The organism is Pseudomonas fitomaticsae (assembly GCF_021018765.1).
GTDB lineage: Bacteria > Pseudomonadota > Gammaproteobacteria > Pseudomonadales > Pseudomonadaceae > Aquipseudomonas > Aquipseudomonas fitomaticsae.
Genome location: NZ_CP075567.1, coordinates 3,923,058 through 3,944,893, shown reverse-complemented (window position 1 = coordinate 3,944,893; position 21,836 = coordinate 3,923,058). Strand labels below are relative to the sequence as shown.

At 61.4% G+C, this 21,836-nt stretch carries 21 protein-coding genes; 10 read left to right on the top strand and 11 right to left on the bottom strand.

The genetic code is table 11. From position 1 onward, the window contains the following. Window positions 1-145: 145 nt before the first annotated feature. Window positions 146-514 (top strand): DUF427 domain-containing protein, encoded by a 369-nt coding sequence (locus KJY40_RS17640; protein ID WP_230731452.1) that lies wholly within the window; start codon window positions 146-148, stop codon window positions 512-514. 49 nt (window positions 515-563) lie between these two features. On the opposite strand, the gene KJY40_RS17635 is transcribed toward KJY40_RS17640, so the two are convergent. Together KJY40_RS17635 and KJY40_RS17630 are read right to left on the bottom strand one after the other, a co-directional pair. Then, window positions 564-2,186 carry an MFS transporter gene (locus tag KJY40_RS17635; protein ID WP_230731451.1) on the bottom strand — a complete coding sequence of 541 codons (1,623 nt, stop codon included), beginning with the start codon at window positions 2,184-2,186 and terminating at the stop codon, window positions 564-566. A gap of 81 nt (window positions 2,187-2,267) precedes the next feature. Further along, complete coding sequence (locus KJY40_RS17630) at window positions 2,268-3,917, bottom strand: GMC family oxidoreductase (protein WP_230731450.1); 1,650 nt, start codon at window positions 3,915-3,917, stop codon at window positions 2,268-2,270. A 133-nt stretch (window positions 3,918-4,050) separates the two neighbouring features. Between KJY40_RS17630 and KJY40_RS17625 the strand changes: the two genes are divergently transcribed. Beyond that, on the top strand, window positions 4,051-4,938 hold the full coding sequence (locus KJY40_RS17625) for a LysR family transcriptional regulator (RefSeq protein WP_230731449.1): 888 nt from the start codon (window positions 4,051-4,053) through the stop codon (window positions 4,936-4,938). Between the two features lie 99 nt (window positions 4,939-5,037). Continuing rightward, the gene (locus KJY40_RS17620) at window positions 5,038-6,300 is read left to right on the top strand and encodes an MFS transporter (RefSeq protein ID WP_230731447.1); all 1,263 of its coding nucleotides are present in this window, start codon (window positions 5,038-5,040) and stop codon (window positions 6,298-6,300) included. Between the two features lie 21 nt (window positions 6,301-6,321). Here the strand turns inward: KJY40_RS17620 and KJY40_RS17615 are convergent, their stop codons facing one another. Genes KJY40_RS17615 through KJY40_RS17585 form a run of 7 tightly spaced genes read right to left on the bottom strand, consistent with a single transcriptional unit; the run spans window position 6,322 to window position 12,616 of the window. Then, complete coding sequence (locus tag KJY40_RS17615; RefSeq protein WP_230731445.1) at window positions 6,322-7,689, bottom strand: ATP-binding protein; 1,368 nt, start codon at window positions 7,687-7,689, stop codon at window positions 6,322-6,324. After that, entirely contained in the window at window positions 7,686-8,348 is a 663-nt protein-coding gene (locus KJY40_RS17610) for a response regulator (protein WP_064379489.1), read from the bottom strand. The genes KJY40_RS17615 and KJY40_RS17610 overlap by 4 nt, the downstream gene beginning before the upstream one ends. Before the next feature lie 11 nt (window positions 8,349-8,359). Next, complete coding sequence (locus tag KJY40_RS17605; protein WP_230731443.1) at window positions 8,360-9,004, bottom strand: tetratricopeptide repeat protein; 645 nt, start codon at window positions 9,002-9,004, stop codon at window positions 8,360-8,362. Then, window positions 9,001-9,810, bottom strand: coding sequence for an SDR family oxidoreductase (locus KJY40_RS17600; protein ID WP_230731441.1), 810 nt, complete (start codon window positions 9,808-9,810; stop codon window positions 9,001-9,003). Before KJY40_RS17600 ends, KJY40_RS17605 begins: the two co-directional genes overlap by 4 nt. Next, window positions 9,797-10,471: a TenA family transcriptional regulator gene (locus KJY40_RS17595; protein ID WP_085687680.1), complete on the bottom strand. Its 675-nt coding sequence runs from the start codon at window positions 10,469-10,471 to the stop codon at window positions 9,797-9,799. The genes KJY40_RS17600 and KJY40_RS17595 overlap by 14 nt, the downstream gene beginning before the upstream one ends. Then, window positions 10,468-11,949, bottom strand: coding sequence for an AMP-binding protein (locus KJY40_RS17590; protein WP_230731439.1), 1,482 nt, complete (start codon window positions 11,947-11,949; stop codon window positions 10,468-10,470). The genes KJY40_RS17595 and KJY40_RS17590 overlap by 4 nt, the downstream gene beginning before the upstream one ends. Further along, window positions 11,939-12,616 (bottom strand): thermostable hemolysin, encoded by a 678-nt coding sequence (locus KJY40_RS17585; protein ID WP_230731437.1) that lies wholly within the window; start codon window positions 12,614-12,616, stop codon window positions 11,939-11,941. The genes KJY40_RS17590 and KJY40_RS17585 overlap by 11 nt, the downstream gene beginning before the upstream one ends. A gap of 205 nt (window positions 12,617-12,821) precedes the next feature. Here KJY40_RS17585 and KJY40_RS17580 point away from each other — a divergent pair, with 205 nt between their 5' ends. Continuing rightward, on the top strand, window positions 12,822-13,373 hold the full coding sequence (locus KJY40_RS17580) for a cytochrome b (protein WP_230731435.1): 552 nt from the start codon (window positions 12,822-12,824) through the stop codon (window positions 13,371-13,373). Between the two features lie 13 nt (window positions 13,374-13,386). Here the strand turns inward: KJY40_RS17580 and KJY40_RS17575 are convergent, their stop codons facing one another. Continuing rightward, window positions 13,387-14,313, bottom strand: coding sequence for a universal stress protein (locus KJY40_RS17575; RefSeq protein ID WP_230731433.1), 927 nt, complete (start codon window positions 14,311-14,313; stop codon window positions 13,387-13,389). 220 nt (window positions 14,314-14,533) lie between these two features. On the opposite strand from KJY40_RS17575, the gene KJY40_RS17570 reads away from it, so the two are divergent. Further along, window positions 14,534-15,607, top strand: a complete 1,074-nt coding sequence (locus tag KJY40_RS17570) for an NAD(P)-dependent alcohol dehydrogenase (RefSeq protein WP_230731431.1) — start codon at window positions 14,534-14,536, stop codon at window positions 15,605-15,607. A gap of 30 nt (window positions 15,608-15,637) precedes the next feature. Here KJY40_RS17570 and fnr read toward each other — a convergent pair whose 3' ends face one another. Further along, entirely contained in the window at window positions 15,638-16,381 is a 744-nt protein-coding gene (gene fnr, locus KJY40_RS17565) for a fumarate/nitrate reduction transcriptional regulator Fnr (protein ID WP_230731429.1), read from the bottom strand. A 308-nt stretch (window positions 16,382-16,689) separates the two neighbouring features. Here fnr and KJY40_RS17560 point away from each other — a divergent pair, with 308 nt between their 5' ends. The 5 genes from KJY40_RS17560 to KJY40_RS17540 all read left to right on the top strand — a co-directional run bounded on the left by KJY40_RS17560 (window position 16,690) and on the right by KJY40_RS17540 (window position 21,800). Beyond that, window positions 16,690-17,610, top strand: a complete 921-nt coding sequence (locus KJY40_RS17560; protein WP_230731427.1) for a universal stress protein — start codon at window positions 16,690-16,692, stop codon at window positions 17,608-17,610. A 98-nt stretch (window positions 17,611-17,708) separates the two neighbouring features. Then, the gene (locus KJY40_RS17555) at window positions 17,709-19,097 is read left to right on the top strand and encodes an MBL fold metallo-hydrolase RNA specificity domain-containing protein (RefSeq protein WP_230731425.1); all 1,389 of its coding nucleotides are present in this window, start codon (window positions 17,709-17,711) and stop codon (window positions 19,095-19,097) included. 237 nt (window positions 19,098-19,334) lie between these two features. Next, window positions 19,335-19,547, top strand: coding sequence for a hypothetical protein (locus KJY40_RS17550; protein ID WP_230731423.1), 213 nt, complete (start codon window positions 19,335-19,337; stop codon window positions 19,545-19,547). Then, a complete protein-coding gene (locus KJY40_RS17545) occupies window positions 19,544-20,794 on the top strand; it encodes an MgtC/SapB family protein (RefSeq protein WP_230731421.1) in 1,251 nt (416 codons plus the stop codon). Before KJY40_RS17550 ends, KJY40_RS17545 begins: the two co-directional genes overlap by 4 nt. 88 nt (window positions 20,795-20,882) lie before the next feature. Next, the gene (locus KJY40_RS17540; protein WP_230731419.1) at window positions 20,883-21,800 is read left to right on the top strand and encodes a universal stress protein; all 918 of its coding nucleotides are present in this window, start codon (window positions 20,883-20,885) and stop codon (window positions 21,798-21,800) included. Window positions 21,801-21,836 lie beyond the last annotated feature (36 nt).

The following is a 21,836-nucleotide window of genomic DNA, read 5'->3' as shown; positions in this document are numbered from 1 at the left end:
CGCGTGATATGAAACCAGAAACCACTGCCTCCGCAAGCGGCGGTCATATCTGATCGAAGAAAAACCGTTCGGCTGCGAACCCGACGAGATTCCCCCGCATGGGTTATACCTGAAACGCTCTCTTCGCCGCAGTCAGGAGAAACCGATGAAAACCTCCGGTCCCAGTCCCGTCATCACTATCGCCGAGCAGCCAGGCTGCCTCCTGGTGAAATTCCACGGCATACAGGTCGCCGCCTCGGCCCGAGCGTTGGTGCTGCTCGAGGCCAATTACCCGCCGGTCTACTACATCCCGCGCGAAGACATCGACGAAAGATACTTCGCCCGCACCGACCACACGAGTTATTGCCCGTACAAGGGCGACGCCAACTATTTCAGTCTGCAAGTGCCGGGGCATGAAGGGGCGAATGCGGTGTGGACGTACGAACATCCGAAGATTTCGGTCAGCCAGATCAAGGACTATGTCGCGTTTTATCCCGATCAGGTGAAGTTTGAATTGCTGGAGGCGGAGGTCTGAGATTCAGTGGGTGGCGAGGGCATGAAGCCCTCGCCACACCGATCAAGGATCAGTTCTTGTCCAGATCGATATTCTTCGTCTCACGCAGACAGATCATGCCCACCACCAGGCTCACCCCGGTAATCAGCACCGGGTACCACAGCCCGTAGAAAATATCCCCGGTGTACACCACCAGCGCGAACGACACGGTCGGCAGGAACCCGCCGAACCAGCCGTTGCCGATGTGATACGGCAGGGACATCGAGGTGTAGCGGATGCGGGTCGGGAACAGTTCGACCATCAGCGCCGCGAGCGGGCCGTAGCACATGGCGGAGATGATGATCAGGGCGACGATCAGGGCCACGATCATCGGTTTGTTGATCTGTTGCAGGTCAGCCTGTTGCGGATAGCCGGCGAGGGTGATGGCGCCGCGCAGTGCCGCCTCGTCGAAGCCGTCGAGTTTCACATCGCCGACGCTCACTTGCACGGTGCTGCCCGCCGGGGCGGCGACACTGGAGTAGGGCAGGCCTTGCTTGACCAGGAAGGTCTTGACCTTGTCGCACGGGCTGTCGAATTTGGCCTTGCCCACCGGATCGAACTGGAAGGTGCAGGTGGCCGGGTCTGCCACAACGGTGATCGGCGCCTGCTGGCTGGCGTGGTCGATGGCCGGGTTGGCGTAGTGGGCCAGGGATTTGAAGATCGGGAAGTACAGCGCCGTGGCCAGCAGCAGGCCGAGCATCAGCACCGGTTTGCGTCCGACCTTGTCCGACAGCCAGCCGAAAATGATGAAGAACGGCGCACCGATCACCACGCTGATGATCAGCAGACTGTTGGCCACCGCCGGGTCCATTTTCAGGAACTGGGTGAGGAAGAACAGCACGTAGAACTGCGCGGCGTAGAAGGTCACCGCCTGGCCGGCGTTGATGCTGAACAGCGCGATCAGCACGACCTTGAGGTTTTCCCATTTGCCGAAGGATTCGCGGATCGGCGCCTTGCTGGCCTTGCCTTCCTCTTTCATCTTCAGATAGGCCGGCGACTCATGCAGGCTCAGGCGAATCCAGGTGGAAATGCCCAGCAGCACGATCGACAGCAGGAACGGAATGCGCCAGCCCCAGACTTCGAACTGATCACCGGTGAAGTAACGGCAACCGAGTACCACCAGTAGCGACAGCAGCAGACCGAGGGTCGCGGTGGATTGAATCCAGCTGGTGTGGAAACCGCGTTTGCCGATCGGCGCGTGTTCGGCCACGTAAGTCGCGGCGCCGCCGTATTCGCCGCCGAGGGCCAGGCCCTGAAGCATGCGCAGTATCACCAGAATGATCGGTGCGGCGATGCCAATGCTGGCGTAGGTCGGCAGCAGACCCACGGCGAACGTCGCCACGCCCATCAGGATGATGGTCGCGAGGAAGGTGTATTTGCGCCCGATCATGTCCCCCAACCGACCGAACACCAGCGCCCCGAACGGCCGCACGATGAAGCCTGCGGCAAACGCCATCAGCGCGAAGATGAACGCCGTGGTGTCGTTGACCCCGGCGAAGAACTGCTTGCTGATGACCGCCGCCAGGGCGCCGTAGAGAAAGAAGTCATACCACTCGAACACCGTCCCCAGGGACGAGGCGAAGATGACCTTTCGGGTATCGGGGCTGGCGTCCGTGCTGCGCACGGCGTCCAGAGGCTGAACGTGTTCTGACATATCGGTATCCCTCACAGTGATTGTTTTTGTTGTTTCCACTGTCGGCGCCGACCTTGTGGGCGGGCGCCGCTGTTCCTTTGGTCAAGAGAGTGCGGTCAGTGCTTTTTCTTCGGCGGGAAAACTCCGGGCGGTTGGGTTGAGGATCAGCTGTGCCGCTTTCTCGGCAATCATCAGCGTAGGCGAACAGGTGTTGCCCGAGGTAATGCGCGGCATGATCGACGCATCGGCAATCCGCAGGCCCGGCACGCCATGCACGCGCAGCTGCGCATCGACCACCGCGTCCGCGTCGGTGCCCATGCGACAGGTTCCGACCGGATGGAAAATCGTCGTGCCGATCTTCGCCGCCGCTTCGTGCAGTTGTTCTTCGGTCTGCAGGCTGGCGCCGGGCAGGTATTCCACCGGGTTGAAGGCTTGCAGGGCGGGGGCGCTGACGATGCGCCGGGTCAGGCGAATCGCATCGGCGGCCACGCGCAGGTCTTCGGGATGGCTGAGGTAATTGGGCTGGATCAGCGGCGCGGTTTGCGGATCGGCGGAGCGGATCTCTATTCGGCCCCGGCTCTGCGGACGTAGATCGCACACCGATGCGGTGAACGCGGGGAAGCTGTGCAGCGGCTCGCCAAAGCGTTCCAGCGACAGCGGCTGCACGTGATATTCGAGGTTGGCCGAGGTCTGTTCCGGCCCCGAGCGGGCAAACGCGCCCAACTGACTCGGCGCCATCGACAACGGCCCGCTGCGGTCGTACAGATAGCGCAGGCCCATGCCCATCTTGCCCCACACGCTGCCGGCGATCTGGTTGAGGGTGCGGGCGTTTTCCAGTTTGTAGATCAGGCGCAGTTGCAGGTGATCCTGCAGGTTGCCACCGACGCCCGGCAGCTCATGCACGACGCCGATTCCGAGTTTTTCCAGCAGCGGACGCGGGCCGATTCCGGAGCGTTGCAGAATGCTCGGCGAGCCCACGGAGCCTGCGCACAACACGATCTCCTTGCGCGCCTTGAAGCTCTTTTGTTGACTTTGCCAGCGGGCGCTGACCTTCGAGGCGCGACCGTCTTCGAACAACACGCGATCCACCTCGACGTCGGTCAACACCGTGAGATTGGCCCGATCGCGAATCGGCTTCAGAAACGCCTTCGCCGCGTTCCAGCGCACCCCGGCTTTCTGATTGACCTGAAAGTAACCGCAACCCTCGTTGTCGCCCTGATTGAAGTCATCGATGCTGGCGACCCCGCTTTGCTCGGCAGCGCTGCGGAAGGCATCGAGAATCGGCCACGACAGACGCTGGCGCTCGACTCGCCACTCACCCTTGTCGCCATGAAAGTCCGCCGCGCCGGCAAAGTGGTTTTCGCTATGCTTGAACAACGGCAGCACGTCATTCCAGGCCCAGCCCGGATTGCCTTCGGCGGCCCAGCCGTCGTAGTCGTTGGCCTGGCCGCGCATGTAGATCATGCCGTTGATCGACGAACAGCCGCCCAGCACCTTGCCGCGCGGATAACTCAGCGCGCGGCCATTGAGGCCCGGTTGTTCTTCGGTCTTGAAGCACCAGTCGGTACGCGGGTTGCCAATGCAGAACAGGTAACCCACGGGGATGTGAATCCACGGGTAGTTGTCGCGCCCGCCGGCTTCCAGCAACAGCACGCGCTGCTGCGGATCCGCCGACAGCCGATTGGCCAGCAAACACCCGGCCGGCCCGGCGCCGACCACGATGTAATCGAATTCATCGAGGGAAGTCTGCATTCCCTGACCTCGCTTATTGTTTTTGTTGTCAGTCATCCTAGTTGTTAGCTTTCGTCAAAAGAATGTTAGTTTTTGCGCAGCCGCTGTGCGTTTTCAAACAGCGCTCCCTGACGATAGCCGACAAGGACAAGCCATGTTCGACTGGAACGACCTGCGATTCTTTCTCGAGCTGCAACGCAGCGGCCGACTGCTCACCGCCGCCCGCCGTTTGAACACTACGCACGCGACCGTCGCGCGGCACATCGAGGCCATCGAAAAAAGCCTCGGCACCGCGCTGTTCGTCCAGCACGCCCAAGGCTACGAAATGACCCCGGCGGGGGAGGCGCTGCTCAAACATGCCGAGGCCATGGAGAACGTCGCGCTGCTGGCGCAGGAGGAAATCACTCAGTCCACTGCACCGCTGGGCAAGATCCGCGTCGGTGTCACCGAAGGCCTGGGCATCATGTTTCTGGCCAGCCGCATGATCGGGTTGTTCGAGCGTTATCCGGGACTGGAAGTGGAACTGGTGGCGGTGCCGCGCTTCGTCAGCATCCTCAACCGCGAGGCGGAAATCAGCATTCACCTGGAACGGCCGGCGGCGGACATGCTGGTTACCCGCAAGCTCACCGATTACCGGCTCGCGCTCTATGCCAGCCGCGCCTATCTCGACAATGCGCCACCGCTGCGCAGTCGCGAAGATCTCGGACGGCACGCGTGGATCGGCTATGTCGATGATCTGCTGTTCAGTCAGGAGCTGATGTTCCTCAACAGCTTCTGCCGCAATCCACGGGTGGTGTTTCACAGCACCAGCGTGATTGCCCAGCAACAGGCGGCGCGCTCGGGTCTGGGGATTGCGGTGCTGCCTTGCTACATGGCCGCAGCGGATCCGGATCTGGTGGCGCTGTTGCCGGATGAGAGCATCGAGCGCAGTTACTGGATCAGTACGCGGCGGGAGTTGCACAAGTCGGTGCGGTTGCGGGTGGTTTGGGATTACGTGGTGGGGTTGTGCGAAGGCGAGCGCGAACTGTTGATGGGGCCGTAACGGACGGCTGTTTCATGCAACTAAAACGCTTGGCAAAAGGTCATTCGATTTGCGGAGGTTGAGTCATTTCGCAGAACCTCGACAACGAAGACGTTACCCTTGGCCACTCACCTCGATCGCCGCAATGACCTGTCCCTCGACAGCCTGAATTTCTTCCTCGCCGACGTGCGTGACGGGCTCGGTCCTTATCTCGCGATTTATCTGCTGGCGGTTCACCACTGGGAGCCGGCGAGCATTGGGCTGGTCATGACCATTGCCGGGATCGCCGCGCTCATCACGCAGACCCCGGCAGGCGCGCTGGTCGACAGCACACGCTTCAAACGGGCGCTGATAGCGATTGCCGCGCTGGTTGTCACCGGCAGCTGTCTGCTGCTGCCGTTTGTGACGTCGTTCAGTCTGGTAGCGCTGACGCAAGCCATCAGTGCAGCCGCCGCTTCGATCTTTGCCCCCGCCATCTGCGCGATCACTCTCGGGATCACCGGGCCTCGTGCATTTACGCGAAGGACCGGGCGCAACGAAACCTTCAATCACGCCGGCAATGCTTGTGCCGCGTTGTTGGCCGGTTTGTCTGCGTACCTGTTCGGCCCCGTCGCGGTGTTTTATCTGATGGCAGTCATGGCGCTGGCCAGTGTGATTGCCGTCTCGTTTGTATCGGCACAAGCCATTGATCACGACCTCGCCCGAGGTCTTTCGCCGAGCGAAACGGGGCAGGGCAAGCAGCCTACGGGGTTTTCCGTACTGCTCACCAACAGACCGCTGCTGATGTTCGCGATTTGCTGTGCGCTGTTTCATCTGGCGAACGCGGCGATGTTGCCGCTGGTGAGTCAGAAACTGGCGCAGGCCAATCTGCAGATGGCCACGCCGCTCACGTCCGCCTGCATCGTCGCGGCGCAACTGGTGATGGTGCCGGTCGCGCTGCTGGTGGGGGCGAAGGCCGATCTGTGGGGGCGCAAGCCGTTGCTGCTGGTGGGGTTTCTGATTCTGCCGCTGCGCGGCGTGTTGTATGTGCTGTCGAACGATCCGTGGTGGCTGGTTTCGGTGCAGTTGCTTGATGGCATCGGCGCGGGGATTTTCGGGGCACTGTTTCCGGTGGTGGTGAAAGACCTGACGCTGGGCACCGGGCATTTCAATGTCAGCCTCGGGGCGATTTCGACGGTGTTTGGTTTGGGGGCGGCGTTGAGCAACAGCCTGGCGGGGATTGTGGTTCAGGAGGCGGGGTATAGCGCTGCGTTTTTGACCCTGGCGGCGGTGGCAATGGCGGCGCTGGTGCTGCTTTGGTTGGCAGTGCCGGAGACGGTGCAGCGCTCCGATGCCGACTCGATCGCCCTGCAAGGCAAGGCGCCGCCGATGGTTGCGCCATGACTCAACGCTCGCAAGACCTGTTCAACTGGCGGGAATCGACAACGTCGCCCGCAGGCCACCTTCGACCCGGTTTTCCAGTGTGATCCCCCCACCCAGACGCGTTGCGATGGTATTGACGATGGTCAGCCCCAGGCCCGCGCCCTCGGGATTGCCCCGACTGTAAAACCGTTCGAACAATCGTGCCCGGTCCGCTTCATCGATACCCGGCCCCTGATCTTCAACGCTCAAATGGTAAAACCCGTCGGCCCGGGTCAATTGCACGCTGATCACGCCTTGCTCCGGGGAGAAGTTGGCGGCGTTGGTGATGAGGTTGTTCAAGGCAATGTCGATGGTGGCAGCATCAGCGAGCGCTGGAAAAGGTTGGTCGCTGACGTCGAACGCCAGTTCCAGATGCTTGCTCAGCAGCCATGGCGTGAGTTGCACCAGACTGTTGCGCACGGTGTCGCCAAGGTCGATGCGTTGGTTGGCAGGCGCGTTGGCCTTGGGTTCGAGGCGGGCCATGGTCAGTAGCTGATTGACCAGTCGGCTGGTGCGATCCACCCCGGCGATCAGAAATTCGAGTGACTCGCGACGTTCCTGCTCGGTACCGGCCTCCAGCAGGTTTTGCGCGTGTACCCGCAGTACCGCCAGCGGCGTGCGCATTTCGTGGGCGGCGTCGGCGATGAACCGGCGTTCCCGGCCGAGCACTTCCTGGATCTGCGCAAGCATGCGGTTGAGCGCGGCCTGCATCGGTTCCAGCTCGCTGGGCAGAGGTGTCAATTGCAGCGGTTCGAGGGAGCCGCTGTGGCGGGCGCGCAGGGTTGCCGCCATGTTGGCCAGGGGCTTGAGCCCCCAGCCGATGGCCAGCCAGATCATCGCCGCCAGGATCAGACTGCCGATCACGTTCGGCCACAGGGTATGGCGGACGATCCGGTCAACCAGATCCGCTCGCACGTCACCGCGTTCACCCACCCAGATGCGCAACCCATTCTGTCTGTCTTCCAGCACAAACGCCCGCCAGTGGCGCTTGTTCAGATCCTCCACGTCGCTGAAGCCAGGCTGGATCGGCGGCGTGCTGAAGGAGGGCGCGCTGGCGGTATGCACCAGGACCTGGCCCTTGGCATTCCAGACCTGAAAGGCGAGTTTTCTTTCGTAGGGATGGCCGTCACCCTTGGGTATTGCTTCGGCCAATGCCGAGTTGAATGCCCGATAAAGATCGGCGTGTTCCTGCCCCGGCAACGGCATGCGCATCACGCCTTGCAGCAGCCGTGCGTTCTGTGCCAGTTGTGCGTCGTAGACCTCGGCGATTTCGTGGTTGCTGTCGTGCAGGTTGAACAGGCTGAGGACGGTCAGACCGGCGAGCATCAGGCCGATGATCAGGGTCAGGGTGCGGCGCCGGATCGAGGTCATCGACGCTCCTCCACCAGATATCCCACACCCCGGATGGTGCGGATCAGGTCGGTGGAGAATTTCTTGCGCAGATGATGAATGTGCACTTCCAGGGTGTTGCTCTCGGCTTCTTCGTTCCAGCCGTAGAGCAGTTGTGTCAGGTGATCGCGGGTCATGACCCGGCCCGGCGGCGACAGCAGTTCGTGCAGCAGTTGATATTCCTTGGGCGTGAGCACCACCGGCTGGCCCAGATAACTGACTTGCTGGGTGCCGGGGTTGAGGCTGATGCCGGCGTGTTCGATCAGCATCTGCGCGCGTCCGGCGCTACGTCGCAGCAGGGCGCGCAGACGGGCCTTGAGCTCGGCCAGGTCAAAGGGTTTGATCAGGTAGTCATCGGCACCGGCGTCCAGCCCCGCGATGCGGTCTTCGGTGGCATCGCGAGCGGTAAGGATCAGCACCGGCAGGTTCGAACCGCTGCCACGCAGACGACGCAGGACTTCGAGCCCGTCCATGCGCGGCAGGCCGAGATCGAGCACCGCCAGATCAAAGGTTTCGCTGAGCAGGGCGTGCAGGGCGCTGCTGCCGTCCTTGAGCCAGTCGACGGTGTAACCCTCGCGCCCCAGCGCCTGATGAATGCCCTCGCCGAGGGCCACGTCATCCTCGATCAGTAATAAGCGCACACGGACTCCTGTCAGTCGAGTTTGTTGTTCACGTCCACCAGCAACGTGGCGATCTCTTTGCGGCGCCCGGCGTCGGCACTTTCCCGGCCTGGGCGTGGAGCGGCTTGCTGGGCCTTGAGCAGCGCTGCCTTGGCTTCAGCGTAGCGTTTTTGACGGTAAAGATGATCGCCCCAGAAGTACAGACTGTCGATGCCGTCCGGGTTGAGTTGCAGGGCTTGTTTGAGCAGTTGTTCGGCCTTGTCGCTGTCGCCGAACCCGATCGGCCAGCCCGGTACCCGGTCGTACAGCGCGGCAAGGCTGGTGTAGGCCGAACCTTGCAATGCCTTGGGGTCGAGGGTCAGGGATTTTTCCAGATCGGCTTTGGCGTCCTTGGCTTTGCCCAAGGCCCCGAGCCCGCCCTCGGCACCGGCCCAACTGCTGGTGACGATGCCTTTCCAGATCCAGGCCTCGGCGACGGCCGGACGTTCGGTGGCGAAGTGCGTTGCCTGGGCGGCCAACTGTTCAAACGCAGCGGCGCGCTGTTTCTCCGGTGTTTCGTACTGGATGTGCGCCCAGCTCTGCTGGATGCTGTTGAGGCGTTGTTGATCGGCAGCGTCCAGCGCCCAGACACTTTGACTGAGGGCGCCCAGCAGCACACAGGCGAGAATTTTTTTCATGGTTTCGGCGTCTCGTTTTCAGGTTTTTCACTCAGGCGACGGATCAATGGCAATTGCTTGCGCAGACCGCGATCCACCAGATTGGGCAGCAGGCTATTGAGGCGTACGAAAAAACGCTCCGGCCAGCCCAGATAGAGGTCTCGGCGATCGCCGGCAATCGCATGGATCACGGCATTCGCGACGGCTTGCGGGTCGTCGACGCTGGATTTGAGTGCGTCATTCAAGGCTTGGGCGGCGGGGCTGTTCATGGCGGTGCGCGTGGCGCGGGGCGCCACGTACAACACACCGACCCGGGTATCCGACAACTCTCGGCGCAAGGCCTCGGAAAATCCGCGCAAGGCAAACTTGGTCGCGCAGTAACTGGCATAACCGGGATAACCGATCGAACCGTAGGTCGAGCCGACGTTGACCACCATGGCACTGTCGGCCTGCTTGAGTAGCGGCAGCAACAGCTTGGTCAGGCAGATCGGCGCACTGATGTTCACCGCCAGCATGGCGTTGATGTCGCTGTCGTCGAGCTGTTCCAGCATTGCGAAATGATTGACCCCGGCGGCGTTGATCAGCAGGTTGATGCCGCCGATGGCCTCGGCGGCCGCCAGCACCTTGCGCCGGTCGCTGAGGAATGTCAGGTCGGCAGCGACCCAGCACAGGTTCTGTGGGTAAAGCTCGAGCAACGGGCGCAGCGATTCCTGATGTCGCGCGACCGCCAGGACCTGCGCACCGGCAGCGCACAGGGCACGCGTGATCGCTATCCCGATTCCGCCGCTGGCACCGGTCAACACCACACGGGCTTCATGCAGCTGCATGTTGAGCCTCCGCGTCACGGGGCAGGCCGCGGAACATGTCGGTGTAGAGCCGATAGACGACTTTCGAGGCATGGATCACCGCCGCCTGGTCGGCCGGATCTTCCAGCTGATTCATCAGCCGGCGATAGGTTTGCATGTGCTCGATGTCCAGCGAACCGTGGGAACTGAGGTAGCTGAACGCCGTTTCTGGCAGGGCCAGACGCTCGCGGATACTGCCCGCGGCGTGGGTGGCCAGGGCGATGCTGGTGCCCTCGAGCACATTGACCATGCCAAACAGACCCACCGGATTGCCCCGGGCGATCAGGTCGTAGAGAAAGCTGACCATCAGCTCGATCGGCAGCGACGGCTGGCCATCACGCACCGCGTTACGGTCGCCGCCACAGGCCTCGATGTCGTTGAGCACCCATTGCTCGTGGCCGTATTCGTCTTCGATGTATTCGCACACGGCTTTGCGCAGCCATTCAAGGTGCGTCGGCAGGCGCGCACCACAGGCCATCATCAGCGGTACGGTGTGGCGCACGTGGTAGTAGGCCTGGGCGAGAAACGCGCGATAGCTTTCAAGGCTGACCTTGCCTTGCAGCGCATCGAGGATGATCGGCAGATTGAACAGCTCGTGGCGTTCCTGCTGTGTGGCTTCTTGCAGGGTGTCGAAAAAACTCATGGTGCGGATTCCTCGAAAAGGGCGGATTCGGTAAGCACGGCGCGGTACTGCGCGACGATCGCCTCGCGGCGTGGGCGCCCATTGGCGGTGAGCAGGCCGTTGGCGGCGGTGAAAGGTTGTTGCAGGCGCGTCCAGTGATGCACCTGGGCGTAATCGGGCAAGGCCTCGTTGGCAGCGGCGACGGCAGCCGCCAACTGAGCATCGGTGCAGTCCGGACGATGCGGCCAGAGCAGGGCGTGGTTATGCGGCAAGGCCTCGCCATACACAAAGGCCTGGGCGATGTGATGGCGCTGGGTCAGTTCGGACTCGACCCATTCCGGGTTGACGTTGCGCCCGAAGCTGGTGACGAACTGATGCTTCTTGCGGCCCTTGAGGTAGAGAAAACCTTCCGGATCGAATTCGCCCAGATCACCGCTGGGCCACCATTCATCACTGAATGCCGGTTCGCCCAGGTAACCGATCAGTGTCGAGCCCTTGATCAACACCTCTCCGTCTTCGGCAAGGCGTACGTCGACATGGGGCAGGGGCCGCCCGACACTGCCCGGACGCCGAGCCCCGGGCCGGTTGAGGCAGACCACCGAGGCGCACTCTGACAAGCCGTAGCCTTCGTAGACCGGCAGGCCGACCCGTTGCGCGCGGTGCAGCAGATCCTCGGAAACTCGTGCGCCACCGACGGCGGCAAAACGCAGCGATTGCGGATCGAAGGCTTTCTGTTCGGCGGCACTGACCAGTAACAGCAGCAACTGCGGCACCAGGATCAGGCTCTCGGGTGCCCGGCTGGACAGACAGCCGAGCAAGCGCGGCAGGTCGACGCCGCTGGCGCCCTGGATGCCCAGGGTTTTCTGGCTTGGCACGCTCAGCGTCGCTCCGGCGTACAGCGCCGCGTAGCAGCCGAGGTTTTCCAGCAGGATCGCCAGCGGCAGCAACGCCAAGTGGTGGTGTGGATCAGTGGGCTTGCTGGCTTCGTCGAGTTCCCGTGCTACCAGCAACAGACTGTCGGCGCTCAGGCACACGCCTTTCGGCGTTCCGGTGGTGCCGGACGTGAATGTCAGCTTGGCGGTACCGGCGGGCAGACGGTCAGGACCTTCGAAAGAACGGCACCAGAATTCACCGCGCTTTTCATAACCGGCGGCGAGCAGTTCGCTCTCCAGCGCAGGTTCAGCGATCACTCGCTCGGCCTGGCTTTCTTCCAGACAATGGCCACGCTGCGCCGCACTGAAGAACGGTGGCAGGGTCACGCACGTCAAGCCTTCAAACAACGCCGCCAGATCCCAGAGTATGGCCTCGACGCCGTTTTCCAGTGCCAGGGCAATGACCTTCACGTTTTCATCGCGCAAGCGTTGCTGGCGGTACATCACCTCGGCGTACAGCGTCGTGTAACTGACTTTCAGGGTGTCGCCCCACAATGCCAAAGCGTTGTCATTGCGCCCTGCATGGCTGCGCAGGGTTTCCTGGAATCGTTGCCGTTCAAGCGACATGGCAGGCTCCTTCGATAGACGTCGGCAATCCCAGCCGGCTGAACAGACCGATGTTGCGCAGATGGATGAAACCGGCGCGGATATTGCCCACGTGCACCCAGGGTTTGCTTTCGTAGTAGCTGCCCCAGTTGTGACGTTCATCGCCCAGGCGTTCCGGGTCGGCGGCGCACAGGGTCACGGGTTTCAGACCCAGGCGATGGAAGCTGTTGACCAGGCCGATATTGCCGGTGAAGGTCACCCATTCCAGACCGCCCATGGCCAGCACGTAAGTGATGGCAATGATGCTCAGGCGTGCGCTGCCAGTGTCGCTGGCGGCAAGGTTGCCGACTTCGACAATCCCGCTGCGCTCCACAGGACGGTCGGCGGCTGCGCTGATCAACGGCTCGATCGGCTCGTCCAGGTAGCGTTCAAGAAACAACGGTTCAAGGTGCGCACGACGTACCCCGGCCACCGCACACAAGGCGCCGGAGTCGTTGTGCACACCAAACAGTTCGGGCATGAAATGGCGGATATCGGCGCCGTGGGCCTTGCGAAAGCGTTGTTGAATAAACGCTTCGAAGGCCGCCCGTTGAGCGTCGCCGGGTTGGGCGCTCGCCAGTTGCATCTGCGGTGTTTCGCCTTGGCCAAAACGCAGGGGCAGGGGAATGTTCCAGTCAGAATCGGGCATGGGCTGAACGCCTCCCTCAATAGGTTTGAGTGGAGTATCCGGACCATTTCTTAACGAAGTCTGAAGGTGAAAAAAGGTTAACGAACGACGGATCTTCAGATTGTCTTAAGACTGTCAAGGCAGTGTGACGCCGTCGGTTCGCCCGGCAACCGGATCGAGACAGCCGAACGAGTCGGCCGTCGCTCACAACAATCACGAGGCAACTATGACCCGCGACATGGCCGCACCCCGTTATGGAAAACTGTCGATCACCTTGCACTGGCTGATGCTGGCGCTGTTCGTCGGCGTGTATGCCTGCGTTGAAATAAAAGGCTTCATGCCCCGAGGCAGCGAAGCGCGGGGCCTGCTCATGGGCCTGCACGGGCTATTCGGCGCGAGCATTTTCGTTCTGGTGTGGGTTCGTCTGCTCGGGCGCTTGACGCCGCGTCCGCCGATCACGCCGAAACCTCCCACCTGGCAGACCGCAATCGCGCATCTGATGCACCTGGCGCTGTATGTGCTGATGATCGTCACACCGGTGCTGGCCTGGCTGATGCTTGCGGCCGGAGACAAACCTTTCCCGTATTTCGGCTTTCATCTGCCGTCGCCGCTGGCGGTGGATACCGACATGGCCAAGCAGCTCAAGTACTGGCATGAGCTGATCGGCAATGCCGGTTACTGGCTGATCGGCCTGCACGCCGCTGCCGGACTGTTCCATCATTACTGGGTCGGCGACGACACCCTGGACCGGATGCTGGGCGGGCGCAATCGCTCCTGAGGACCAGGCCTGCTCAGTCAGCCAGGTGTTCCGGCGACACCACCCATACGCTGCACGGAATCTTGTACAGCAGGTGCTCTACCGTACTGCCGACCAGCCGGCCTGCGCCGCGATGGCCGACGCGGCCCATGACGATCATGTCGATGTCATACCCGCTCGCGTAGCTGCAGAGCACCTTGGCCGGGTTGCCCATGACCATGTGCTGACGCTCGTCCGCAATCCCGTTGCGCTCGGCCAGTTCGCGAAAGGCGGCAGCCTGGGCATCGAACAGGGACTTGGCGGCGCTGGAGGAGAGGAACGCCGAGGCATTGTCGAAGCCGAATTCGTTGGTGCTGATCGACGACAGATCATGGGCATACAGCACGTCGAGTTCGGCATTGCACAGGCTGGCCAGTTTGGCGGCCTCGCGCAGGATCCGGTCGTTGAAGCCGGCGTACTGCCCGTCACGATGGAACGGGTCCACGGCGGCCAGGATCTTGCGCGGCAGGGCACGCCCGACATGGCTGACGAAATGTAGCGGCACCGGGCATTCGCGCAGCAAGTGAATATCCAGCGGGGTGAACATCAACCGTGACAGGAACGATTCCGGCTCCAGCGCCTTGATCAGTGCCGCCATGGGTTGTTCTTTGAGGTGAATGAGGATTTCCTGTAAGGGCCGTTCCACCCACACCACTTCCGTGGTGACGGTGACCCCGAGCTTGCGCATCGAATGCGCCCGTTCTTCTAGCCACTGACGATGACGCTCGATATAGCCGATTCGCATCTGTTCCAGTGCTTGCTCGTTGACCATGCTGGCGGTCGCCAGACCTTCCAGGTAATCGAAAGCCACGATGTGCAGGGCCGCGCCCGCCGCTTTGGCCAATGCCGCCGCACGGTCGAAAGCCGGGTTGTTTTCCATTAGGGGTGAGGCGACCAGCATGTAACGCGATTGCTCTGACATGACGACTCTCCTTTGGCAGGACGCTTTGAACCGATGGTTACAGGCTGCGCCGGGCCTGAGGTGGGCATTTGATCTTTGTCAAACAACCGGTGGTCGGCAGAACGCCGTCAGACGGGTGGTCAATCGTCGTGGATTTCGTCGATTGTTGATCATTATCAAGTGCCGGTCAGGTAGTGCGGCGCAAGCTGGGCAAAGAGTCGAATCCCTCAGGAGAATGCTCATGGCCACCATGAAAGCCGCCATTTTTGTCGAAAACAATCGCATCGTGCTGGATGACAAACCGATCCCCGAAATCGGCCCGCTGGACGCTTTGGTCCGAATAACCACCACGACCATTTGCGGTACGGATGTACATATCCTGCGGGGCGAGTATCCGGTGGCGAAGGGGCTGACGGTCGGTCACGAGCCAGTGGGTATCATTGAGCGTCTGGGTTCGCAGGTGCGCGGATTCGCAGAAGGACAGCGCGTGATTGCCGGCGCCATCACTCCCAGCGGTCAAAGTTACGCGTGCCTGTGTGGTTGTGGTTCTCAGGACGGGCCGGACACTCGCCATGGTTTCCGGGCCATCGGCGGGTGGAAATTCGGCAACACCATCGATGGCTGCCAGGCCGAGTACGTAATGGTGCCCGATGCCTTGGCCAATCTTTGTCCGATTCCCGATGGCCTCAGTGATGAGCAGGTACTCATGTGTCCGGACATCATGTCCACCGGTTTCTCCGGTGCCGAACGGGGCGAGGTGAGCGTCGGCGACACCGTCGCCGTATTTGCCCTCGGGCCCATCGGACTGTGTGCGGTGGCCGGTGCCCGGCTCAAGGGCGCCAGCACGATCATCGGTGTCGATGCCGTGGCCGAGCGCATGACGGTGGCGCATCGACTGGGCGCCACCCATGTCGTCAATTTTCGGGAGGGCGATGTGGTCGAGCAGATCATGGCCCTGACCGACGGGCGCGGCGTCGATGTCGCGATCGAGGCACTGGGCACGCAAGGCACCTTTGAATCGGCATTGCGCGTGCTGCGTCCGGGCGGTCGATTGTCGAGCCTGGGCGTTTACTCGAGCAATCTGCACATACCGCTCGACGCCTTTGCCGCAGGGTTGGGCGATTACAGCATCGTTACCACCCTGTGCCCCGGCGGAAAAGAACGTATGCGGCGTTTGATGGCAGTTGTGCAGAGTGGCATGGTTGACCTGTCACCGTTGGTAACTCACCGATTCAAACTGGATGACATCGAAGCGGCCTATGACTTGTTTGCGCACCAGCGTGACGGGGTGATGAAAGTGGCGATTACACCGTGAAGGTGACGCTGCGGCCAGCCCGTCGGCAACTCACCGCAGGTGACGATGGCAGCCGGCGACCAACTGCTTGAGCCCATCCATGTTCTGAATGGTGACGTCGCGGCCGGTGATTTCCACCAGCCCCAGGTCGCGCAGGTGGGCGATGGCGCGACAGATGGTTTCCAGGCGCAGGCCCAGGTAGGAGCCGATCTCCTCCCGACGCATCTTCAACACAAAGCAGCGGGACGAATAGCCCCGAGAGTTCAAGCGTTGCGACAGGTTCAACAGGAACGCCGCGAGGCGTTCATCCGAACTCATGTTGCCCAGCATCATCAGCATGTCGTGATCGCGAACGATTTCCCGGCTGAGGATTTTGTTCAGGTTGTGCTGCAGTGACGGCAGCTCCCGACTCAGTTTTTCCAGATGACCGAAATGGATGGGACAGACTTCGCTGTCTTCCAGCGCGACCGCATCGCAGGTGTGCAGATCCGAACTGATGGCGTCCAGACCGAGCATTTCACCGGCAATCTGGAACCCGGTAACTTGCTCGCGACCGTCAATCGACAGCACGCTGGTCTTGAACGACCCCAGCCGCACGGCATAGAGCGAGCGTAAAGGATCACCGACACGGTAGAGCGCAACGCCTTTTTTGACCTTAAGTCGCTGCGCGATCAGCGTGTCCAGGCGCTCGATTTCCCCACCGGTCAAACCGAGCGGCAGACACAACTCCAGAACGCTGCAACTGGAGCACGCCGTTTTGAGTTGTTGATCGTGATAAGAGCGAGTTTCTGCCACGGGAGAACCCTCACTTTCCTGTTGAGCATAGTTCTCGGGTCGCCACTGACACGGAAAAAGCGTTGTCAAACGACGAGTGGATCCGGGCTGTCAGACATTCACGTGCATCAGAAACGAGCCATGAATCAGTGTGGCGACATATCTCTGACTCAGTTGATAAAAATCAGTGATCCAGACGTGTGCCGCCAGATACTTGAACGGCAGTATTTCCTGATTGTGGTCACACGCAGAGAAACATCTGCCCATGTCGCTCTTCAGGAAATCAGGTTTGCAATCTTCCAGGTAAACGTTTCAGGGAGAGGCACGTGGTGCTCAAACTCAAACGCATTCTATTGATAGCCCCTGGTGAAATGACTCTGACCCCGGCGTTTGAACGCGCCTTTGCACTGGCCTGCGCCACAGGCGCGCTGTTGCGCATCGTCGCGTTCGATTATGTCCCGGCGCTGGCAGCGGCCGGGCTGTTTGCACCCGAGGCAATGGCCCAGGCGCGGGAAGGGTATCTGCAAGTGCATCGGCACTGGCTGGAGCAGCAGGCCCGCTTCAAACGATGCATTGGCTTGAACGTGACCACTGAAGTGGTCTGGGCCAGATCGAACCTGGCGCACGTGCTTGAGTACGTGAATGACTTTCATCCGGACCTGGTCATCAAGGATACCCATTACGTCCCGGCACTCGACCGCGCCTTTCATCGCCCGCTGGACTGGCACTTGCTGCGCGAATGTCCGGCACACCTGCACCTGGTGGCCCACGCCGGGCATGCCAGGCCAATGAAAATTCTTGCGGCGGTCGATCTGTCGCATCTGGAAGAACTGACGCAAGGGTTGAACGACCGGATACTCGACCTCGCTTCCACACTGGCGGCCGGCTGCGACGCGACGCTGCATCTGCTCAATGTCGGTTGCTGGGCGGTCATGGGTGATGGGGCCGCAAGTGTGCCGACAGGCAGCCTGGATGGCAGTCTGAAAGGTGCAATTGAGGACGCTCAGCAAGAAGCGTTCGACGCACTCGCCGAACGCTATGGCATCCAGAGTTCATGCAGACACTTGCTGACCGGCATCCCGCAAAAGGTCATCGGCCTGTTTGCCCGGCAGCACACTTTTGACATGGTGGTTCTGGGCACGCTGTATCCCGACGGCAAACACCGGTTCATCGGCAGTATCGTCGAGAGCGTGTTGAACCAGGCTCCCTGCAGTCTGATGATCGTCAAACCGCCGCAGCCCTCCGAGTGAAAGTCAGCGCTGTCAGGCCTGCAGTTGATAAAAATCAACGGCTCCCGAGCCAGAAGGAGCGCTCAATAGTGCTCCTCCGAGCGTTCAAGGAAACGGCCATGCGAATCGCATTTCTGGGTGCTGCGGGCACGGTGACGGGCAGCAAGTATTTGCTGGAACATCATGATCAACATGTACTGATCGATTGCGGCCTGTTCCAGGGCTACAAGCAACTGCGATTGCACAACCGCGACCCGTTCCCGCTCCCTCTCGGCGGTCTTGACGCGATTGTACTGACCCATGCCCATCTTGATCACAGCGGCTATCTGCCGGTACTGGTACGCAATGGTTATCGCGGCCCGGTCTACGCCACGCCAGCGACCTGTGAACTGGTAAAAATCCTGCTGCTGGACAGCGGTCGATTGCAGGAAGAAGAGGCTGAGTTCGCCAATCGGCATGGTTTCTCCAAGCACAATCCGGCGCTGCCGCTTTACACCGAACAAGACGCGGCACAAGCGTTGAGACTGTTGTGGCCGGTGGAGTTGCACCACAAGGCTCAAATTGTCCCCGGCATGACCATCGAACTGCGCTGCGCCGGGCATATTCTGGGTGCGGCGACGGTCACGGTGGTTGCCGACGGACAGTCCCTGGTGTTTTCAGGGGATCTTGGCCGACCAGATGATCCCTTGATGCTCGCCCCGGAAACTATCGAGCAAGCAGACTTTCTGCTGGTGGAGTCAACGTACGGCGACCGAAAGCATCCAGCAGAATCACCCCATCAACAGTTGGCCGAGGTCATTAACCGTACTGCGTTGCGCCGAGGCATCACGCTGGTGCCATCGTTCGCAGTCGGACGTGCCCAATTGCTGATGTATCACCTGTATCAATTGAAACGCACAAAAGCGATTCCGGATCTTCCTGTCTACCTGAACAGCCCCATGGCCACTGACGTCACGGGCCTGTATCAGCGATTTCGCAGTGAGCACAAATTGTCTGCGCAAGACTGCGACGGGATGTGCCATGTCGCGCAGTTTGTCCAGACGGTCCACGACTCGAGAGAGCTTGATCAACTGCGCACGCCGGCGGTGATCATTGCTGCCAGCGGCATGGCGACGGGAGGGCGGGTTGTCCATCATCTCAAGGCGCTGGCTCCCAACCCGCTCAACACATTGTTGATGCCGGGCTTTCAGGCCGGTGGCACCCGTGGGGCGCAGATTGTCGCGGGCGCTCCCAGCGTACGCATCCATGGCAGGGACGTACCCATCAACGCTGAGGTGGTACCCATGCAAACCCTGTCGGCGCATGCCGACGCCGACGAAATCGTGCAGTGGTTGCGTGGATTCAAGCGGCCGCCGAAACACACCTTCGTGGTGCACGGCGAGCCAAACGCATCCGACACGCTGCGCCGCCGCATCAGCCTGGAACTGGGATGGTCGGTGTCGGTGCCGGAGTATCGCGACAGCGTGGACCTGGCTCGATTTGACTTCGATATGGATCGGCAGCGCTGACGCAGGGATTACCCTGACCGTTTGCGGCGTGGATTGTTGATCATTATCAAGGGTCGGTCGCGTAGCCCGGCGCAGTCTGGTTCAGCGCCCACCCTGGCAGATGACCGCGATGTTCAGCCTGACGCCGAGGCGCTCAAGGGCATCGGCGACGGCCACTCATGGCGAGCTCACGACACTGCTTCGAGGGACGTAACGGTGACTGCATGTCGGATTGTCTTCGGCGATTGGAGGTGATCGATGAACATTGAAATCAGTGGACCAAGCGGCGACCAATGGATCGTGCGAATGGATGCGTTCGTGGTCAGGTTTGACAGCAAGGTCGCTGCGCAATCTTTTGTCGATCAGCTCAAGGCACGGATCGATGCGCCTCATGCGTGGCCAACGCTTGTCGATACAGCGCCGGTTGCACGACCCAGGGTTACGCGCGCCGCTGACCCCGTCGTGCTATGAACGACGCACTGGGTCTGGCGGGGGCCGCCGCGGCGCTGGGCATCGGCATGCTGGTCGGTCTGGAGCGCGAGCGGCACAAAGGGCGCGGCGACCGCCGCGCCTGTGCCGGGTTGCGCACGTTCGCGATCACGGCGTTGCTGGGTTACGTCGCGATGCAAGTGGGCGGCGCGCTGCTGGTGGGCATTGTGGGCGGCTGTCTGGCGGTGCTGATCAGCGTGGCTTATTGGCGCAGCCTGAGCAGTGATCCTGGTGTGACCAGCGAAGTGGCCTTGCTCACGGTGCTGGTACTGGGCGCGCTGTGTGGTACAGCGCCGGAATTGGCAATCGCCGTTGGCGTGGTCATGGCGGGGCTGTTGGCTTACCGGCAGAAACTCCATCACTTCGCCCGCAGCCAGTTGAGTGAAGCGGAGATGCGCGATGGGCTGGTGCTGCTGATCGCAGCATTGGTGGTGTTGCCGCTGACGCCTGACCGGTTCATCGGTCCGTACTCGGCACTCAACCTGCGCACCCTTTGTACATTGACCGTGTTACTGATGGCCGTCGGCGCCATCGGGCATATCGCCGTGCGCACGCTGGGGGTGCGCTACGGCTATGCGGTCAGCGCCATCGCGTCCGGTTTCGCCTCCAGCACCATGACGATTGCGGCGATGGGGCATATCGCGCGCAAAGACCCGGAGCACCTCAAGGTATTGAGTGCGGCGGCCCTACTGTCGAACCTGGCCACGGCGGCGCAGGTCGCGCTGATCCTCGGCGCGGTCGACACCGCGCTGTTGCCGCACTTGTGGGGGCCGTTGCTGGCCGGATTCGGCGTCACGCTGCTGTTCAGCCTGGGCCTGCTGTTCCCCAGGCCTGCGGTCGCTGCGAACCAACCGATCAAGGTCGGCGGGGCGTTCAATCTCAAGCTCGCGCTGGCGGTCACGTTGACCATGGCCGGCGTGACGTTTTTGTCTTCGTTGATGCTCGATCACTTTGGCGAGGCGGGCGTGATGCTGACTGCCGTGCTAAGCGGATTCGCCGATGCCCATTCTTCCACGGCTTCAATCGCCACCCTCGCCAAGGGTGGACTGTTGGATTACGCCGCCATTGCGCCGCCCGTGCTGCTGGCGGTCAGCAGTAACGCATTGAGCAAATGCCTGGTGGCCTGGATCAGTGGCGGACGACGCTTCGCTGCGTATGTCATACCCGGCCAGACTCTGCTGACCGCTGCCATGTGGGCCGGTCTGCTGGTGGATCAAGCGACGATTTGACCGGACACTGACAAAAATCAAAGTGGTTGTCGGTAAAAGGGGCAGCCTGAGACTCATTCCCTGCCATCACTCAATGCCGAGGTGCTCCATGTCACAGGAACCCCGCCTGCTGCTGATCGCTCCGCCCACCATGAACCACACGCCGGCATTTGATCGTGCCTTGGCATTGGCGCAGGCGTTGCAAAGACCGCTGCATATCGTGGCATTCGATTATTTACAGGCGCTGGCAGTGGCCGGGCTGTTTGCCCCGGAACAGGTGGCCGTGGCCCGTGACGCCTACCTGGAGAAGCATCGCCATTGGCTCGAAGAACAGGCAACACGGATGCGTGGACACGGGATCGTTGTCACGAGCGAAGTGGTCTGGGTTCAGGACCCTTACTCGGAGATTCTGCAATTCATCAATGAAATACCGCTGGTGGTGATCATCAAGGATGCTCATGAAGAGTCGGCCTTGAAACGGGTGTTCTTTACTCCGCTGGACTGGCAACTGCTGCGCGATTGCCCGATCCCGGTACACCTCGTGACCAACGCCTTGAACCCACGCCCCCGTCATGTTCTGGCGATCATCGATGTGCTGCGCAGCGAAGATCAGGATCTGGTGTTCAACGACCAGATTATCGATGCCGCATCGAAGCTGGCCGAGGTGTGCAATGCCCGGCTGCAGTTGTTGCACGTTTACGATTGGACCGCCGCCTATGCGCAGGACTTCGGGTTTGGTGCGTTGCCGCTGGCTACCGGTATCTACGAGGCACTGGGCACGGCGCAGAATCAAGCGTTTGCCGCGATGGCCGAACGTCACGGCGTTTCGAAGGACTGTCGTCATTTCATCGAAGGGGTGCCGGTGCCGGCCATTTGCCGATTCGTCGAAGAGCAAAACGTCGACGTGATCGTGGCGGGGACGGTGCAGCACCAAGGGATGAACAAACTCTTGGGCACCACGGCCGAACAGCTCTTGCACCGGGCACCGTGCAGTGTGTTGGCGATCAAGCCGGGCAGAGGGCTCTAGCACCGGCGATCGCCCGTACGGACGTTCGCCGGCGGC

What these genes read in the sequence shown, in the direction of transcription:
- KJY40_RS17640 (WP_230731452.1), top strand. Translation starts at nt 146, where the DNA reads ATGAAAACCTCCGGTCCCAGTCCCGTCATCACTATCGCCGAGCAGCCA.
- KJY40_RS17635 (WP_230731451.1), bottom strand. Translation starts at nt 2,186, where the DNA reads ATGTCAGAACACGTTCAGCCTCTGGACGCCGTGCGCAGCACGGACGCC.
- KJY40_RS17630 (WP_230731450.1), bottom strand. Translation starts at nt 3,917, where the DNA reads ATGCAGACTTCCCTCGATGAATTCGATTACATCGTGGTCGGCGCCGGG.
- KJY40_RS17625 (WP_230731449.1), top strand. Translation starts at nt 4,051, where the DNA reads ATGTTCGACTGGAACGACCTGCGATTCTTTCTCGAGCTGCAACGCAGC.
- KJY40_RS17615 (WP_230731445.1), bottom strand. Translation starts at nt 7,689, where the DNA reads ATGACCTCGATCCGGCGCCGCACCCTGACCCTGATCATCGGCCTGATG.
- KJY40_RS17605 (WP_230731443.1), bottom strand. Translation starts at nt 9,004, where the DNA reads ATGAAAAAAATTCTCGCCTGTGTGCTGCTGGGCGCCCTCAGTCAAAGT.
- KJY40_RS17600 (WP_230731441.1), bottom strand. Translation starts at nt 9,810, where the DNA reads ATGCAGCTGCATGAAGCCCGTGTGGTGTTGACCGGTGCCAGCGGCGGA.
- KJY40_RS17595 (WP_085687680.1), bottom strand. Translation starts at nt 10,471, where the DNA reads ATGAGTTTTTTCGACACCCTGCAAGAAGCCACACAGCAGGAACGCCAC.
- KJY40_RS17590 (WP_230731439.1), bottom strand. Translation starts at nt 11,949, where the DNA reads ATGTCGCTTGAACGGCAACGATTCCAGGAAACCCTGCGCAGCCATGCA.
- KJY40_RS17585 (WP_230731437.1), bottom strand. Translation starts at nt 12,616, where the DNA reads ATGCCCGATTCTGACTGGAACATTCCCCTGCCCCTGCGTTTTGGCCAA.
- KJY40_RS17580 (WP_230731435.1), top strand. Translation starts at nt 12,822, where the DNA reads ATGACCCGCGACATGGCCGCACCCCGTTATGGAAAACTGTCGATCACC.
- KJY40_RS17575 (WP_230731433.1), bottom strand. Translation starts at nt 14,313, where the DNA reads ATGTCAGAGCAATCGCGTTACATGCTGGTCGCCTCACCCCTAATGGAA.
- KJY40_RS17570 (WP_230731431.1), top strand. Translation starts at nt 14,534, where the DNA reads ATGGCCACCATGAAAGCCGCCATTTTTGTCGAAAACAATCGCATCGTG.
- KJY40_RS17555 (WP_230731425.1), top strand. Translation starts at nt 17,709, where the DNA reads ATGCGAATCGCATTTCTGGGTGCTGCGGGCACGGTGACGGGCAGCAAG.
- KJY40_RS17550 (WP_230731423.1), top strand. Translation starts at nt 19,335, where the DNA reads ATGAACATTGAAATCAGTGGACCAAGCGGCGACCAATGGATCGTGCGA.
- KJY40_RS17545 (WP_230731421.1), top strand. Translation starts at nt 19,544, where the DNA reads ATGAACGACGCACTGGGTCTGGCGGGGGCCGCCGCGGCGCTGGGCATC.
- KJY40_RS17540 (WP_230731419.1), top strand. Translation starts at nt 20,883, where the DNA reads ATGTCACAGGAACCCCGCCTGCTGCTGATCGCTCCGCCCACCATGAAC.